Source organism: Mycobacterium palustre (assembly GCF_002101785.1).
In the GTDB taxonomy this organism is placed as follows: Bacteria; Actinomycetota; Actinomycetes; order Mycobacteriales; family Mycobacteriaceae; genus Mycobacterium; species Mycobacterium palustre.
The window spans coordinates 1-16390 of sequence record NZ_LQPJ01000141.1 but is presented as its reverse complement, the minus strand read 5'-3'; the positions used below and the strand labels follow the sequence as shown (position 1 = coordinate 16390).

9 protein-coding genes and 1 pseudogene are annotated in these 16390 nt (G+C 70.9%); all 10 read right to left on the bottom strand.

From position 1 onward, the window contains the following. Positions 1 to 6: 6 nt before the first annotated feature. The gene (locus tag AWC19_RS25255; protein WP_085080837.1) at positions 7 to 6345 is read right to left on the bottom strand and encodes a type I polyketide synthase; all 6339 of its coding nucleotides are present in this window, start codon (positions 6343 to 6345) and stop codon (positions 7 to 9) included. A gap of 197 nt (positions 6346 to 6542) precedes the next feature. Further along, complete coding sequence (locus AWC19_RS25250; RefSeq protein ID WP_085080836.1) at positions 6543 to 7607, bottom strand: type III polyketide synthase; 1065 nt, start codon at positions 7605 to 7607, stop codon at positions 6543 to 6545. Between the two features lie 109 nt (positions 7608 to 7716). After that, on the bottom strand, positions 7717 to 9135 hold the full coding sequence (gene argH, locus AWC19_RS25245) for an argininosuccinate lyase (protein ID WP_085080835.1): 1419 nt from the start codon (positions 9133 to 9135) through the stop codon (positions 7717 to 7719). 87 nt (positions 9136 to 9222) lie between these two features. Further along, positions 9223 to 10419 carry an argininosuccinate synthase gene (locus AWC19_RS25240; protein ID WP_085080834.1) on the bottom strand — a complete coding sequence of 399 codons (1197 nt, stop codon included), beginning with the start codon at positions 10417 to 10419 and terminating at the stop codon, positions 9223 to 9225. Between the two features lie 12 nt (positions 10420 to 10431). Then, entirely contained in the window at positions 10432 to 10926 is a 495-nt protein-coding gene (locus AWC19_RS25235; RefSeq protein ID WP_085080833.1) for an arginine repressor, read from the bottom strand. Then, entirely contained in the window at positions 10923 to 11849 is a 927-nt protein-coding gene (gene argF, locus AWC19_RS25230; protein WP_085080832.1) for an ornithine carbamoyltransferase, read from the bottom strand. Before argF ends, AWC19_RS25235 begins: the two co-directional genes overlap by 4 nt. Beyond that, positions 11842 to 12990, bottom strand: coding sequence for an acetylornithine transaminase (locus tag AWC19_RS25225; protein WP_245849320.1), 1149 nt, complete (start codon positions 12988 to 12990; stop codon positions 11842 to 11844). The genes argF and AWC19_RS25225 overlap by 8 nt, the downstream gene beginning before the upstream one ends. Before the next feature lie 38 nt (positions 12991 to 13028). Then, positions 13029 to 13916 carry an acetylglutamate kinase gene (gene argB, locus AWC19_RS25220; protein WP_085080830.1) on the bottom strand — a complete coding sequence of 296 codons (888 nt, stop codon included), beginning with the start codon at positions 13914 to 13916 and terminating at the stop codon, positions 13029 to 13031. Beyond that, positions 13913 to 15124 (bottom strand): bifunctional glutamate N-acetyltransferase/amino-acid acetyltransferase ArgJ, encoded by a 1212-nt coding sequence (gene argJ / locus AWC19_RS25215; RefSeq protein ID WP_085080829.1) that lies wholly within the window; start codon positions 15122 to 15124, stop codon positions 13913 to 13915. The genes argB and argJ overlap by 4 nt, the downstream gene beginning before the upstream one ends. Further along, positions 15121 to 16180 (bottom strand): annotated as a pseudogene (gene argC, locus AWC19_RS25210) (N-acetyl-gamma-glutamyl-phosphate reductase). Before argC ends, argJ begins: the two are co-directional and overlap by 4 nt. Between the last annotated feature and the right edge of the window lie 210 nt (positions 16181 to 16390).

Here is a 16390-nt window from a genome sequence, read left to right as displayed (position 1 = left end):
GGTGTGTCAACGCCCGAGTTCTTCGTCGAGGATGGCGAAGAGCTGACTTTCGGTGGCGGCGTTCAAGTCGTCGTCAATGTGCTCGGAATCATCGGCACCGGCGGGGGCGAGCGTGGTGAGCAGGTGACGGATCAACTGCGCTTTGTCCTCGGCGGCCCAGCCGGGGTGGTCGAGCAGCGCCCGCAGTTCACGCGCGATGTCGTTGAAGCGCGCAGCCGGATCGGGTTGGTTCGTGGCCGCGCCGAGTTGGGCGTCGAGATGGCCGGCGAGGATGGCCGGCGTCGGGTAGTCGAAGATGAGGGTCGGCGAAAGGGTAAGGCCCGTCGCGGTTTTGAGTCGGTTGCGCAGCTCGACGGCGGTCAGCGAGTCGAATCCAAGGTCCTGGAAGGCGCGGGCCGGATCGATGGCGGCGCCGTTGGGCAGCCCCAGCACCGTGGCCGCGTTGCCGCACACGACGTCGACGAGGGCGCGCTGTCGCGCCTCGGCGCTCAGGCCGTGCAGGCGCGCGCCGAGGTTATTGGTCGACGCCGCGGCGCCGGCGTCGGTGACGACGCGGCGGGTGGGGCGGTCGGCCAGCTCGCAAAGCAGCGGAGGCAGCGCTGCGGCGTTGTCGGACAGGGCGGTCCGGTCCACCTGCGCGGCCACCACCACGGGGCGGTCGGCGAGGAGGGCGGCGTCGAACGACTCCAACGCTTGGGAGGTCGACAGGGCGCCCAAGCCGATCCGGCTCATGCGGGCCCTGTCTCGATCGTCGAGGTGGGCCGTCATCGCGGATGCCTGTTCCCACAGTCCCCAGGCGATCGACAACCCGGGCAGGCCGTGCGCGCGCCGGTGGGCGGCCAGCCCGTCGAGGAAGCTGTTGGCCGCGGCGTAGTTGGCCTGCCCCGGCGTCCCGACGATTCCGGCCATCGACGAAAACATCACGAACGCCGTCAGGTCTTGGTCACGGGTCAGTTCGTGCAGGTTCCACGCGCCGTCGACCTTGGCGCGCAGCACCGTGTCGAGCCGCTCGGGGGTCAGCGAGGAGATCAGCCCGTCATCGAGCACACCGGCGGCGTGAAACACCGCCCGCAGCGGGTACCGGTCCGGCAGCTGTGTTAGCAACCGCGCCGCGGCGTCGCGATCGGCCACGTCGCAGGCGATCACCGATACCTCGGCCCCCTTGGCGCGCAACTCGCCCACCAACTCGGCGGCCCCGTCAGCGCGCTCGCCGCCACGGCTGACCAACATCACATGCGCCACCCGATGCCGCTCGACAAGGTGACGCGCCAGCGCCGAACCGGCCATCCCGGTGCCCCCGGTGATCAACACCGCACCACCACCGAGCCCGCCAGGGCCATCGGGCAACGAGAGCACCACCTTGCCGATATGGCGGGCCTGGCTGACAAACCGATACGCCTCACCCGCGCGGCGCACATCAAAAACCTTGACCGGCAACGACTCCAACACCCCCGCAGCGAACAGACCCATCACCTCGGCCAACATCCGTGCGATGCGCTGCGGGCCGGCCTCCATCAAATCGAACGCCCGATAACTAACCCCCCGATAACGCTCACCGACCAGCCGCGGATCGCGAAGATCGGTCTTGCCCATCTCGATAAACCGCCCCCCACGCCCCAGCAACCGCAACGACGCATCAGTAAACTCACCGGCCAGCGAGTTAAGCACCACATCAACCCCGGCCCCACCCGTGGCGGCCATAAACTTGTCCTCGAACTCCACCGTCCGCGAATCGCCAATATGATCGGCGTCAAAACCCATGGCGCGCAACGTCTCCCACTTACCACGGCTAGCGGTCGCGAAAACCTCCGCCCCAAAATGCCGCGCCAACTGCACCGCCGCCATCCCCACCCCACCAGTAGCCGCGTGAATTAACACCCGCTCACCCGCACGCAGCCCCGCCAACTCCGACAACCCATACCACGCCGTCAAAAACGCCACCGCCACCCCCGCGGCCTCGACAAACGACCACCCCGCCGGCACCGGCACCACATACCGCTCGTCGACCACGGCCTCCGAACCCACCACACCCAAAATCCCCAACACCGCATCACCAACGGCCAACCCCGTCACGCCCGGACCCACCTCAACCACCACACCGGCGCCCTCAGCACCCAACTCGCCGCCCCCCGGATACATCCCCAAACCCACCAACACATCCCGAAAATTCACCCCCACCGCGGCCACCGCCACCCGCACCTGCCCCGCCCCCAACTCCACCCGCGGGCAAGACCGCACCACCAAATCCTCCAAAACCCCACGACCACCAGGTTCCAGCCGCCACCGCCCCCCCGGCAACGCCAACACCGACCCCCCACCCAACGCCGCCAACCGCGCCCCATACACCACCCCAGCACGCACCACCACCTGCGGCTCACCACAACCAACCACCGCCCGCACATCCACCGACCCATCCGAATCCACCAACACCACCCGACCCGGATGCTCAGCCTGCGCCGAACGCACCAACCCCCACACCGCCGCCCCCGCCAAATCCAAAACCGCCTCACCCGAAAGCCCAACCGCCCCACGGGTCAACACCACCAACAGGCCCGCCCGGTCACCGGCCAGCCACGACTGCACCACACCCAACACCTCAGCGGCGACCGCATGCACCGACCGCACCACGTCGCCGTTCCCGTTCCCGGCGCCCAACTCCCATACCACCACGCCGTCAGCGGTGCCGTTGTGCTGCAGCGGCATCGGAGACCACACCACGTGAAACAGCCCGCCGCCGCCCGGGCGCGCCGCGGCCGCCGACAGCTGCTGGGCGGACACCGGCCGAACGGCCAACTCGCGCACCGACAACACCGGCAACCCCGCGGCGTCGGCCAGCTCGACCGAGATCGCGCCGGTGCCGGCGGGGGCGAGCCGGACCCGTACCCGGGACGCACCGGCCGCGTGCAGGCAGACGCCCCGCCAGGAAAACGGCAGGACCGTCTGCCCGTGCTCGCCGTCCATCCCCAGCGCGTGCAGCGCCGCATCCAACAGCACCGGATGGATCCCGAAGCCGCCCAACGCCGTCCCGGCGTCCTGCGGCACGGCCACCTCGGCGAAGATCTCGGCGCCGCGCCGCCACATCGCCCGCAGGCCCCGAAACGCCGGACCGTACTCGTAACCGCGCGCGGCCAACCGCCCGTAGCCGTCGCTGACATCCACCGCCTCGGCGCCGGCAGGCGGCCACACCGACAATTCGGCGGCCGGCGCCATCGGCGCGGCGCTCAGCTCGCCTTCGGCGTGCAGCGTCCACTGCGAGCCCGGCTGGGCGGCAAGGGAATACACCGCCACCTCGCGGGACCCCGACTCGGACGCCGGTCCGACCACCACCTGCACCCGCACGCCGCCGCCCGCCGGCAACACCAAAGGGGCCGACACCGTCAACTCCTCGACCGTCGCGCAGCCCACCTGATCGCCGGCCCGGATAGCCAGCTCCACGAATCCCGCGCCGGGGAACAACACCGTGCCGGCCACGGCATGGTCAGCCAACCACGGCTGCGCGGGCAGCGATAGCCGGCCCGCCAAGCTCACACCGCCCGACTCGGGCCGCTCGACGACCGCGCCCAGCAAGGCGTGCTCGGCGTCCACCACGCCCAGCTCGCGCGCGCGGCTCGCCCCGGCCGATGCGCCCGGCAGCCAAAATCGGCGCCGCACAAACCCATACGTAGGCAGGTCGACCCGGCGGCCGCCGGCAAGGGGCCCCCGCCAATCCACCCGCGCGCCGGCCACGTGCGCCTGCGCCGCCGACAGCCAAAACCGCTGCAGGCCACCGTCGTCGCGGCCCAGCGACGGCACGACGATCGCATCACCGTCGCCCAACGTCTCCTCGACGCCCGCGATTAGCACCGGATGGGGGCTGCATTCGACGAAAACGCCGTGCCCGGCGTCGCGCGCGGCGCGCACCGCCCGCTCGAATTGCACCGTCCGCCGGATGCTTTGGAACCAGTAGTCGCCGTCCAGCCGGGCGCCGTCGACGGGCTCGCCCGTCACGGTCGAAAAGAACGCGACGGGCGACGGACGCGGCGCGATCCCGGTTAGCGCCTCGGCGAGCGGTTCGCGGATCGCGTCCACCTGCGCGGAGTGGGAGGCGTAGTCGACGTCGATCCTGCGGGCCCGGACGTTGGCCGCCTCGCACCGCGCCACCAGCTCCGTCAGGGCGCCCGCCTCGCCGGATACCGCGACCGCCGAAAGCCCGTTGACCGCAGCGATGTTCAGCCGATCGGCCCACGGCGCCAGCAACTCGAGCGCCCGCGACGGCCCGCAGGCCAGCGAGATCATGCCGCCGGCGCCCGACAGCCGCAGCAACAGCCGGCTGCGCAGCGCCACCACGCGGGCCGCGTCTTCCAGCGAAAGCGCTCCGGCCACATAGGCGGCCGCGATCTCTCCCTGGGAATGCCCGATCACCGCGTCGGGCACCACGCCCACCGAGCGCCACAACTCGGCCAGTGACACCATCACCGCCCACAGCGCGGGCTGCACCACGTCCACCCGGTCGAGCCCCGGCGCCGCCGGCGCGCCTCGGATGACGTCGATCAGCGACCACTCCACGTGCTCGGCCAGCGCCTTGTCGCAGCGCTCCAGGTGCTCGGCGAACGCGGCCGACGTGTCGAGCAACTCGGCCCCCATGCCGGCCCACTGCGAACCCTGGCCGGGAAACACGAACACCGTCTTGCCCACCGGCCGCGCCCGTCCCACCACCACGCCGGCACCGGGCTCCCCCACGGCCAAACCGGCTAAGCCACAAGCCAATTCGTCTCGGTCGGCCCCGACCAGCACCGCTCGATGTGAAAACAGCGACCGCGTCGAGACCAGCGACCAGCCGACGTCCAGCACCCGCAGGTCCGGGTTGGCGCGGACATGGGCGAGCAGGCGCGCCGCCTGGTTCGCCAGGGCGTCCGGCGACCGCGCCGACAACACCCACGGCACCGCGGCGTCGTCTTCCGCCGCAGGGGTTTCGCAGTCCGGCGGGGCCTGCTCCACGATCAGGTGCGCGTTCGTTCCGCTGATCCCGAACGACGACACCCCGGCGCGGCGGGGCCGCTCCACGGCGGGCCACGGCCGCGGCTCCGTCAGCAACGACACCGCCCCCGCCGACCAATCCACATGCGGCGTAGGCACATCGACGTGCAACGTCTTGGGCATCAGCCCATGGCGGATCGCCTGCACCACCTTGATGACGCCCGCGACGCCCGCCGCCGCCGCGGTGTGGCCCATGTTCGACTTGATCGACCCCAGCCACAACGGCCGGTCCGCCGGCCGGCCCTGCCCGTAGGTCGCCAAAAGCGCCTGGGCCTCAATGGGATCCCCCAGCGTGGTCCCGGTGCCGTGACCCTCGACGAGGTCCACGTCGGCCGCGCCCAGCCGCGCGTTGGCCAGCGCGGCGCGGATCACCCGCTGCTGCGACGGCCCGTTGGGCGTGGCCAGGCCGTTGGAGGCGCCGTCCTGGTTGACCGCCGACCCCCGCAGCACCGCCAGCACCGGGTGCTCCAGCCGCCGCGCGTCGGCCAACCGCTCCAGCACCAGCACGCCGACGCCCTCGGAAAAGCCGGTGCCGTCGGCGGCGCCCGCGTACGACTTGCAGCGACCGTCGGCCGACAGCGCACGCTGCCTGCTGAAGTCGACAAACATCGCCGGCGTGGCCATCACCGTCACGCCTCCGGCCAGCGCGAGGTCACATTCGCCCGACCGCAGCGACTGCGTCGCGAGGTGCATCGCCACCAACGACGACGAGCACGCCGTGTCGACCGACACCGCCGGGCCTTCCAGGCCCAGCGTGTACGCCACGCGGCCCGACGCGACGCTCAGGGTCGACCCGCGCAGCCCGTACCGCTCCAGGTCTGCAGGCATCCGGCCCTGCCCGCCGTAGGAACCGTGGAACACCCCGGCGAACACACCGGTCGGCGAGCCGCGCAACGCAAGCGGATCGATCCCGGCCCGCTCCAACGCCTCCCAGGACACCTCGAGCAACAGGCGCTGTTGGGGGTCCATCGCCAGCGCCTCGCTGGGCGCGATCCCGAAGAACGCGGCGTCGAAATCGGCCACGTCGGCGAGGAACCCGCCGCCCCGGGCGTACGACTTGCCGACCGCGTCAGGGTCCGCATCGAACAGGTCCGCCAGCTCCCAGCCCCGGTCGGTCGGAAACTCCGACACCACGTCGCGGCCCTGGGCGACCATGTCCCACAGGCCCTCAGGCGAGTCCACCCCGCCCGGATAGCGGCACGCCATCCCGACCACCGCGATCGGCTCCGTCGCCCGGCCGAGGTACTGGCGGTTCTCGCGCTTGAGCCGCTCGTTTTCCTTCAACGATTTTCGGAGGGCCTTGACGAGCTCCTCTTGGGTGCTGTTCATGCGGCCCGGCCTCCCCTGCTGCTCAATGCGATCGGGTGGTGTGGAGCGGCGGGACGATTGCCCGGCCGGTGCCGGTCACGCCTGTCACTCCCCGAACTGGCGCCCCGCCAAGTCGACGCCGCCCCATCGCCGTCACGTTCCGTAAGGCATCGGGCGATGCCTTACGGTACGACGAAGTCCCCACGAACACGGCGAAATCAGTGCCAGCGCAGCAGCACGAGTTCCGAACAGAAGCCTGGTCCCATCGCGATCATCAGCCCGGGGCTGTCGCTGGCCGGCGGCCGCTTGGCGATGGTGTCGCGCAGCACGTGCAAGACCGAGGCCGACGAGAGGTTGCCGATCTCGCCGAGCGAGCGCCACGTCAGCTCGAGGGCCTCCGGCGGCAGGCTGAGGCTCGCGTTGATGGCTTCGATCACCTTGGGGCCGCCCGGGTGGCTGACCCAGGCCCCGATGTCCGTCGTCGTCAGGCCGTGCTCGCCGAGGAACCCGGTGACGTCGTCGTAGAGGTACCGCTCCACGACGCCGGCCACATCCTTCGACAGGACCAGCTCGAAGCCGGCGGATCCCACGTCGTATCCCATGGTGCGCAGCGAGTCGGGATACAGGTGGCTACGCGAGTCCAGGACGGCGGGTCCCTCGAGACCGAGCCGTTCGGCGCGGCGCTCGCCGACGGCCACGACCGCCGCGGAGCCGTCGGCGAACAGCGCGCTGCCCACCAGGCCGGCCAGCGACGGCTTGTAGCCGGGGTAGGTCAGGGAGCACAACTCCACCGAGACCAGGGCCGTGACGCCGTCGGGCGCGCCGCGCAGGTAGTCGTTCAGGCGCGCCACACCGGCCGCGCCGGCCACGCAGCCCAGGCCGAACAGGGGCACCCGCCGCACGTCGTCGCGCAGCCCGAGCCGCCCGGCGATCCGGGCGTCCAGCGACGGGACGGCGATGCCGGTCACCGTCGTGGTGACGAGCACGTCGAGGTCCTGGGGCCGCAGGCCCGCCTCGTCGAGCGCGCCCTCGAGCGCCTCGCAGCCGAGGTCGACGGCCTTGTCGATGAAGATGCGATTCGCCACGCCGAAGTCGGTCAGCGTCGGATAGCGCTCCAGCGGCAGGACCAGGTGGCGGCTGTTGACCTTGGCGCTGACGTGCAGCTGCCGGACGATGTCCTCGAAGCCCTCGAATTCGGGGATGCTGACGAAGAAGTCGGTGAGCTCTCGCTGGGAATAGCGGTACGGCGGCAGCGCACCAAACACTCCTGCGATGACACTCATGGGTCGCACCCCTTGGTGACGAGGATGTGGGCCAAAAAGTTCAACCGTATGGTTTGACCCCCGAAGTTTAGTCTGCCGGTATCCACTGGGGCCAGGTATCTAGGTCATCTCAGCGATTGACGTTCAGCCGGTCCTTGAGTTTTGCGCTGCGGGCCCGGACGGCGTCGAGCTGTTCGGCGACCCGGGCCGGCGCGGTGCCGCCCCGCGCGTCACGTGACGACACCGACCCCTCGATGGTCAGCACGTCGCGGACCTGGGGCGTCAGGTCCGGGCTGATGGCGGCCAGCTCGTCGTCGGTCAGCTCGTCAAGCCCGACGCCGCGGTCCTCGGCGGCGCGGACGGCCGCGCCGGCGGCCTCGTGCGCCGAGCGGAAGGGGACGCCTTGGCGCACCAGCCATTCGGCGATGTCGGTGGCCAGGGTGTAGCCGGCCGGGGCCAGGGCCGCCATCCGCTCGACGTCGAACGTCAGGCTGGCCACCAGCCCCGCCATCGCCGGCAGCACCAGCTCCAGCTGGGCCACCGCATCGAACACCGGCTCCTTGTCCTCCTGCAGGTCGCGGTTGTAGGCCAGCGGCTGGGCCTTGAGCGTGGCCAGCAGCCCGGCCAGGTTGCCGATCAGCCGCCCGGCCTTGCCGCGGGCGAGCTCGGCGATGTCTGGGTTCTTCTTCTGCGGCATGATCGAGCTGCCGGTGGACCAGGAGTCGTGCAGCGTGACGTAGCCGAACTCCGTCGAGCTCCAGATGATGATGTCCTCGGCCAGCCGGGACAGGTCGACGGCGATCATGGCGAAGACGAACGCGGCCTCGGCCGCGAAGTCCCGGGCCGCGGTCGCGTCGACGGAATTGTCGGCGGCCGCGGCGAAGCCCAGCTCGGCGGCGATCGCGTCGGGGTCCAGCCCGAGCGACGAGCCGGCCAGCGCCCCGGAGCCGTACGGGGACACCGCCGCGCGCTTGTCGAAGTCGACGATGCGGTCCACGTCGCGCAGCAGCGGGTGGGCGTGGGCCAACAGGTGGTGGGCCAGCAGGATCGGCTGGGCCGATTGCAGGTGCGTCTTGCCGGGCATGACGGCGGTGGGGTGCGCGTCGGCCTGGGCGGCCAGCGCGGCGACGACGTCGAGGGCCCCGGCCGCGACGCGACGCGCCGCGTCGCGCAGCCACATCCGGAACAGGGTGGCCACCTGGTCGTTGCGCGACCGCCCGGCCCGAAGCCGCCCGCCCAGGTCGGGCCCGACCCGGTCGATCAGGCCCCGCTCCAGCGCGGCGTGCACGTCCTCGTCGGTGACCAGCGGCCCGAAGGAGCCGTCGGCGACGTCCTCGGCGAGGCTGTCCAGCCCGGCCAGCAGGCCGTCGCGCTGCTCCTCGGTGAGCAACCCGGCCCGGTACAGGATCACGGTGTGCGCCCGCGAGGCGACGATGTCGTAGGGCGCCAGCACCCAGTCGAAGTGCGTGGACTTGCTCAGCGCGGCCAGCGCGTCGGACGGCCCGTCGGCGAACCGCCCGCCCCACAGCGAACCCTCGCGGGTGCTCACCCGCCCGTCACCTCGCCGCGACCGTGCATCTCACGACGCTTCGGCGGCGTGTCGCGTCGCAAATTGCACACTCGAGCCAGACGGCCATCACTTCTGGTCCCGGCGGGCCGCGATCTTCGACGACAGCCCGTGCACGTAGACGAAGCCCTTGGCCGCCGACTGGTCGAAGCTGTCGCCCTCGTCGTAGGTGGCGAGGTTGAAGTCGTATAGCGACTCGGCGCTGCGCCGGCCGTTGACCGCGATGTGGCCGCCGTGCAGCACCATCCGGACCTCGCCGGTGACGTGCTCCTGGGTCTTGGCGACGAAGCTTTCCAGGGCGGCCTTCAGCGGCGAATACCAGAGACCGTCGTAGACGAGCTCGGCCCAGCGCTGGTCGGTCTGCCGCTTGAACCGGCCCAGATCGCGCTCGAGGGTGACGTGTTCGAGCTCGGTGTGCGCGGTGATGAGCACCATCGCGCCGGGCGCCTCGTAGATCTCGCGGCTCTTGATGCCCACCAGCCGGTCCTCGACGACGTCGAGGCGCCCGACGCCTTGCGCGCCGGCGCGGCGGTTGAGCTCCTCGATGGCCTGCAGCATCGACACCGGCTGGCCGTCGATGGACACCGGCACGCCGCGCTCGAACCCCACGATCACCTCGTCGGGCGTGCTCCAATTCAGCGTGGGGTCTTCGGTGTAGGCGTAGATGTCCTTGGTCGGGGCGTTCCACAGGTGCTCGAGGAAGCCGGTTTCCACCGCGCGGCCCCACACGTTCTGGTCGATCGAGAACGGCGAGCGCTTCGTGACGTTGATCGGGATGGCGTTCTCCTCGGCGAACGCGATGGCTTTCTCCCGCGTCCACGCGTAGTCGCGGACCGGCGCCAGCACCTCGAGATCCGGTGCCAGCGAGGCGAATCCGACCTCGAACCGGACCTGATCGTTGCCCTTGCCGGTGCAGCCGTGGGCGACGATGCCGCCGCCGTGCTCGCGGGCCGCGGCGACCAGGTGCTTGACGATCAGCGGCCGGCTGATCGCCGACACCAGCGGGTAGCGGTCCATGTAGAGCGCGTTGTTCTGCACGGTCGGCAGGCAGTACCCCTCGGCGAACTCGTCGCGGGCGTCGACGACGACGGCCTCCACGGCGCCGCAGTCCAGGGCCCGCTGGCGGACCACCTCCATGTCCTCGCCGCCCTGGCCGAGGTCGATGGCGACCGCCACCACCTCGCGGCCGGTTTCCTTGCCGATCCAGCTGATTGCCACCGAGGTGTCCAGGCCGCCGGAATACGCCAGGATGACGCGTTCTGACATAAACCGATCTCCTTACCGAATTTTTTCGAATGTGCCCGCGAGCTCCGCACCGGTCATCGGCTCACGGGCGACCACGAAGATGGTGTCATCGCCGGCGACGGTGCCGACCACGTACGGTAGCGCCGCGCGGTCGATGGCGCTGGCCAGGTAGTGCGCCGCGCCGGGCGGCGTGCGCAGCACGGCGAGGTTGCCGCTGGCGTCGGTCGACACCAGCAGCTCGCCGAGCAGTCGCGACATCCGGTCGGTGCCGCCGGATACCCCGCGCACCGGGCTGCCGTCCTCCGGGACGATGTAGACGCCGACGCCACCGTCCGCGCCGCGCAGCTTCACCGCGCCCAGCTCTTCGAGGTCCCGCGACAGCGTGGCCTGGGTAACCTCGATCCCCTCGTCGGCCAGCCGGGCCGCGAGCTCGCTTTGGCTGCTGATCGACGTCGACGACAGGATCGCCACGATGCGGGCCTGCCTCCCGGCCCGGGTGATCTCGGGGGTGGCCTTAGAGCGGGTCATCGGGATCGCTCCAAAAGCCATACCAGGAGCGCCTTTTGGGCGTGTAAACGGTTTTCGGCCTCGTCCCAGACCACGCTGGCCGGCCCGTCCATCACCTCGTCGGTGATCTCGTCGCCGCGGTGGGCCGGAAGGCAGTGCAGCACAACGGCTTCCGGGTCGGCCAGCGACACCAGCCGGGCGTTGACCTGGAACGGCCGGAACGGGGTGAGGCGGTCCAGGCCGTCGTCCTCCTGGCCCATCGACGTCCAGGTGTCGGTCACCAGCACGTCGGCGCCCTTGGCCGCCGTGTCGGCGTCGGCGGTCAGGGTGACCGAGGCGCCGGTGTCTTCCGCGCGCCGCCGCGCGGCGTCCAGCACCGCAGCGTCGGGCGCGAAGCCGTCGGGCGCGGCGACGGTGACGTGGATGCCGGCGGTGACGCCGCCGAGCAGCAGCGAGTGGGCCATGTTGTTGGCTCCGTCGCCAAAATACGAGAGCCGCAACCCTTTCAGCGATCCCTTGCGTTCGGCGATGGTCTGCAGGTCGGCCAGCACCTGGCAGGGGTGGAACTCATCGGACAGGGCGTTGACCACCGGGACCGTCGCGGTGGCGGCCATCGCGTCCAGCCGGTCCTGCCCGAAGGTCCGCCACACGATGGCCTCGACGTAGCGGGACAACACCCGCGCGGTGTCTTGCAGGGTCTCGTCGCGGCCCAGCTGGGTGCTGCGGGCGTCGACGACGACCGCGTGCCCGCCCAGCTGCGCGATGCCGACCTCGAAGGAAAACCGGGTGCGGGTCGAGTTTTTGTCGAAGAGGACGGCGACGCCGCGGGGCCCCTCCAGGGGGCGACGGCCGAACGGGTCCTTCTTCAGCTCAGCGGCCAGCCGCAGCACCTCGGCCTGCTCGCCGGGTGATAGGTCGTCGTCGCGCAGGAAGTGTCTAGGCATCTGCGTCGGCCCCGTCGAGAATGCTTGGCAGCGCGACGACGAAGCTCTCGAGCTGGGCTTCGGTGATGATCAGCGGCGGCGCGAGACGGATGACATCCGGAGCGGCGGCGTTGATCAGGAAGCCGGCCTCGCGGGCGGCGGCCTCGACGTCTTTGGCCCGCGGCCCGGAAAGCACGATGCCCCAAAGCAATCCGCGCCCGCGCACGTGGTCGATCAGCGGGTGGCCCAGCCTTTCGATGCCGTGCCGCACCGACTTGCCCATCACCTCGGCGTGCCGGACGAGGTCCTCGCCCGCGATGGTCCGCAACACCGCCAGCGCGGCCGCCGTGCAGATCGGGTTGCCACCGAACGTGCTGCCGTGCAGGCCGGGCGTGAGCAGCTCGGCGGCGGGCCCGACGGCCAGGCACGCGCCGATGGGCAGCCCGCCGCCGAGCCCCTTGGCCATGGTCACCACGTCGGGGGTGATGCCGTCGTGCTGATGGGCGAAAAAGGCGCCGGTGCGGCCCATTCCGGTCTGCACCTCGTCGAGCACCAGCAGGGCACCGTGGCGCGCCGTGAGGTCGCGCGCTGCGGCCAGGTAGCCCTCGGGCGGGACGACGACGCCGCTCTCCCCCATGATCGGCTCCAGGAACACCGCCGCGGTCTCGCCGTCGACGGCGGCGGCCAGCGCGTCGACGTCGCCGTAGGGCACGTGGGTGACATGTCCGGGCAGCGGTTGGAACGGCGCCTGTTTGGACGGCTGGCCGGTCAGCGCCAGCGATCCCATCGTGCGACCGTGGAAAGCCTCTTGTGCCGCAACGAGTTTGGTGCGCCCCGTGAGCCGCGACAGCTTGAACGCCACCTCGTTGGCCTCGGTGCCGGAATTGCAGAAGAACACCCGCGCCGGGGCCTCGGCACCGAGCAGCGCGACCAGTTCCTCGGCCAGCGCGACCCCCGGCTCGGTCGCATACAGGTTCGAGGTGTGCCCCAGGGTGGACAGCTGGTGGGTGACGGCCTCGATGACCGCCGGGTGCCGGTGTCCGAGGACGTTGACCGCGATGCCGCCGAGGAGGTCCAGATAGGTTTTGCCGTCGACGTCGGTGACCACGGCACCCTCGCCGCTGGCCAGCGCCACCGGCGGTATGCCGTAGTTGTGCATCATCACGGCTTCCCACCGCTGGCGCAGCCGCTCGGTGTTGCTCACGCGCTCACCACCTTGGTCCCCGTGCCCGCGTCGGTGAACAGCTCGACCAGCACACAGTGTTCGACCCTCCCGTCGATGACGTGCGCGCTGGGCACCCCGCCGGTGACGGCGCGCAGGCAGGCCTCCACCTTGGGGATCATGCCCGCCTCCAGCGTGGGTAGCAGTTGCGCCAGCGTGGCGGTGTCGATTTCGCTCACCAGCGAGCCACGGTCCGGCCAGCTGGTGTAGAGGCCCTCGACGTCGGTGAGCATCAACAGCTTTTCGGCCCCCAGCGCCTCGGCCAGCGCCGCCGCTGCGGTGTCGGCGTTGATGTTGTGCACCACGCCCTCGGCGTCCGGGGCAAGCGTCGACACTACCGGGATGCGGCCCGCCGCAATGAGATCCAGCACCGCGGCGGTGTTGACGAGCTCCACGTCACCGACCAGGCCGATGTCAGTGGCCACGCCGTCGACGGTGACGCTGCGGCGCACGGCGGTGAACAGTTGCGCATCCTCGCCGGTGATGCCGACGGCGTACGGACCGTGCGCATTGATGAGGTTGACCAGCTGGCGGCCCACCTGCCCGAACAGCACCATCCGCGCCACGTCGAGCACTTCCGGTGTGGTGACACGGAATCCGCCCTTGAAGTCGCCTTGGATGCCGAGCCGCCGCAGCATGGCGCTGATCTGCGGCCCGCCGCCGTGCACGACGACGGGATGAATCCCGCAATTGCGCAAAAAGGCCATGTCCGCGGCGAAGGCGTGCCGCAGCGCGTCGTCGGTCATCGCGTTGCCGCCGTACTTGATGACGACGATCTTGCCGTGCAACTGCTTGAGCCAGGGCAGCGCCTCGGCCAGCACCTGGGCCTTGACACCGGTGGGCAGTTCCTCGACGTGCAGGGTCATGAGCTGTAGGCCGAGTTCTCTTCGACGTAGCCGTGCGACAGGTCGGTGGTGCGGATGGCGGCCTCGCCGTCGCCGAGGCGCAGGTCGACGGTGATAGCGATGTCGGGCCCGGACAGGTCGACCTCGCGCGCGCCGGGGGCGCCGACCCCGTCGATGCATACCGCGGAACCGTTGAAGGACACGTTGATTCGATCGGGGTCCAGTGTCACCGGTGCCATGCCGACGGCCGCGAGCACCCGGCCCCAGTTCGGGTCGGACCCGAACACCGCCGTCTTGACGAGGCTGTCGCGGGCGATCGTCCGCGCGGCGGTCAGCGCGTCGTCGTCGGAGGCGGCCCCCGTGACCGTCACCGTGACCCGCTTGGTGACGCCCTCGGCGTCGGCCTGCAGCTGGGCGCACAGGTCGTCACAGACCCGGAACACCGCGTCGTCGAGATCGGCTTGGCCGGGCCGGATTTCGCTCGCGCCCGATGCCAGCAGCAGCACCGTGTCGTTGGTCGAACAGCAGCCGTCGATGTCGAGGCGGTCGAAGGTGCGTGCGGTCGCGCGCCGCAGCGCACGGTCCAGCGCCTCGGGTGAGACGGCCGCGTCGGTGGTGAGCACGCACAGCATGGTGGCCAGCGACGGCGCCAGCATCCCGGCGCCTTTGGCCATCCCACCGAGCGTCCAGTTGTTGGGGTGATGCAGCGCAACCTGTTTGGGCACGGTGTCGGTGGTCATGATGGCTTGGGCCGCCTCGTCGCCCCCGGTCAGCCCGCCGGCCATGTCGTGGACGATTTCGCGGACGCCGGCGAGCACCTTGTCCATCGGCAACCGGTCGCCGATCAGCCCGGTGGAGCAGACCGCGACCTCGACGGCGCCGGTCTCGGTTCCCCAATCCGACAGCGCTGCCGCCACCGCCTCGGCGGTGGCGTGGGTGTCCTGGAAGCCACCGGGTCCGGTGCAGGCGTTGGCCCCGCCGGAGTTGAGGACGACCGCGCGCAGCTGGCCGGTGGTCAGGACCTGCTGGGTCCACAGCACCGGCGCGGCCTTGACCTTGTTGCGGGTGAACACCCCGGCGGCCGCGTAGTCGGGCCCCTCGTTGAAGACCAGCGCCAGGTCGCGCGCGCCCGAGGCCTTGATGCCCGCGGCGATGCCGGCGGCCCGGAAGCCGGCGGGCGCGGTTACGCCCTGCTCGCGCAGCAGCCGCGCCTCGGTCGTCTGGGTCACGGCGCCACCCCGATCACCGAGAGGCCTTCCGTCTCAGGCCAACCGAGCGCCAAATTCATCGACTGCACGGCCGCGCCGCCCGTCCCCTTGACCAGGTTGTCGATCGCGGCGATCGCGACGAAGGTCTCGGCGGCCTCGTCCACGGCGACGGCCACGTGCGCGGCGTTGCTGCCGATCACCGCGCCGGTGCGGGGCAGCTGCCCTTCGGGCATCAGGTACACGAACGGCTCAGTGTCGTAAGCCTTTTCGTAAGCGGCCCGCAGCTGCGACAGCGGGGCACGCGTGCGGGCGGTGCAGGTCGCCAGGATGCCGCGGGAGGCCGGGATGAGCACCGGCGTGAACGACACTTTGACGTCGCGTCCGGTGACGGCCCCGAGCCCCTGCGCGATCTCGGGGGTGTGCCGGTGCGCGCCGGCGATGTTGTAGGCCCGCGCCGATCCGATGACCTCCGAGCCGAGCAGGTCGGTCTTGGCGGCCCGGCCGGCCCCGGAGGTGCCGCTGACGGCGACCACCGTGACGGCGGGGTCGATGAGGTCTTCGGCGACGGCGGGCAGCAAGGCGAGCAGCGCCGCGGTCGGATAGCAGCCCGGCACGGCGATGCGGCGGGCGTCACGCAGCCGCTCTCGGGCGCCGGGCAGTTCCGGCAGGCCGTACGGCCAGCTGCCCGCGTGCCGGGATCCATAGAACCGCTCCCAGGCGGCGGCGTCGGTGAGCCTGAAGTCGGCGCCGCAGTCAACGATCAGCGTTTCGGGGTTGAGCCGTTCGGCCAGCGCGGCCGAGTGTCCGTGCGGCAAGGCCAGGAAGACGATGTCGTGGCTTTCCAGGACGGCGGGCTCCGTCGGCTCGACGACGCGCTGCGCCAACGGGATCAGGTGCGGGTGGTGCTCCCCCAGCGTGCTGCCGGCGCTGGCCGCCGCGGTCACCGCGCCTATGGTGAGGCGACCGTCGGCATGGGCCGGGTGTCCGAGCAGCAGCCGTAGGATTTCGCCGCCTGCGTAGCCGGTGGCGCCGGCAACCGCCACCCTCAATACGTCGGCCATTTCGACGATTCTGCATGGTTATGCAGCAGTTTGCAAATCCATGCTCCGCCGGGTAATGACCGGCGCCCAGGAGGGCGTGTCGGTCGGGGCTCCAGCTTCGGGAGAGCCCGGTACCTACACGCGCCTCCTGGGCGCCACCGTAGCCTAGGTGTACCCGGCCATAACGTTGGTTACAGGCGGCTGATGGGTGGTAGGCCGCTGAGTGCGCTGTGGCGGCGTTGAGTGT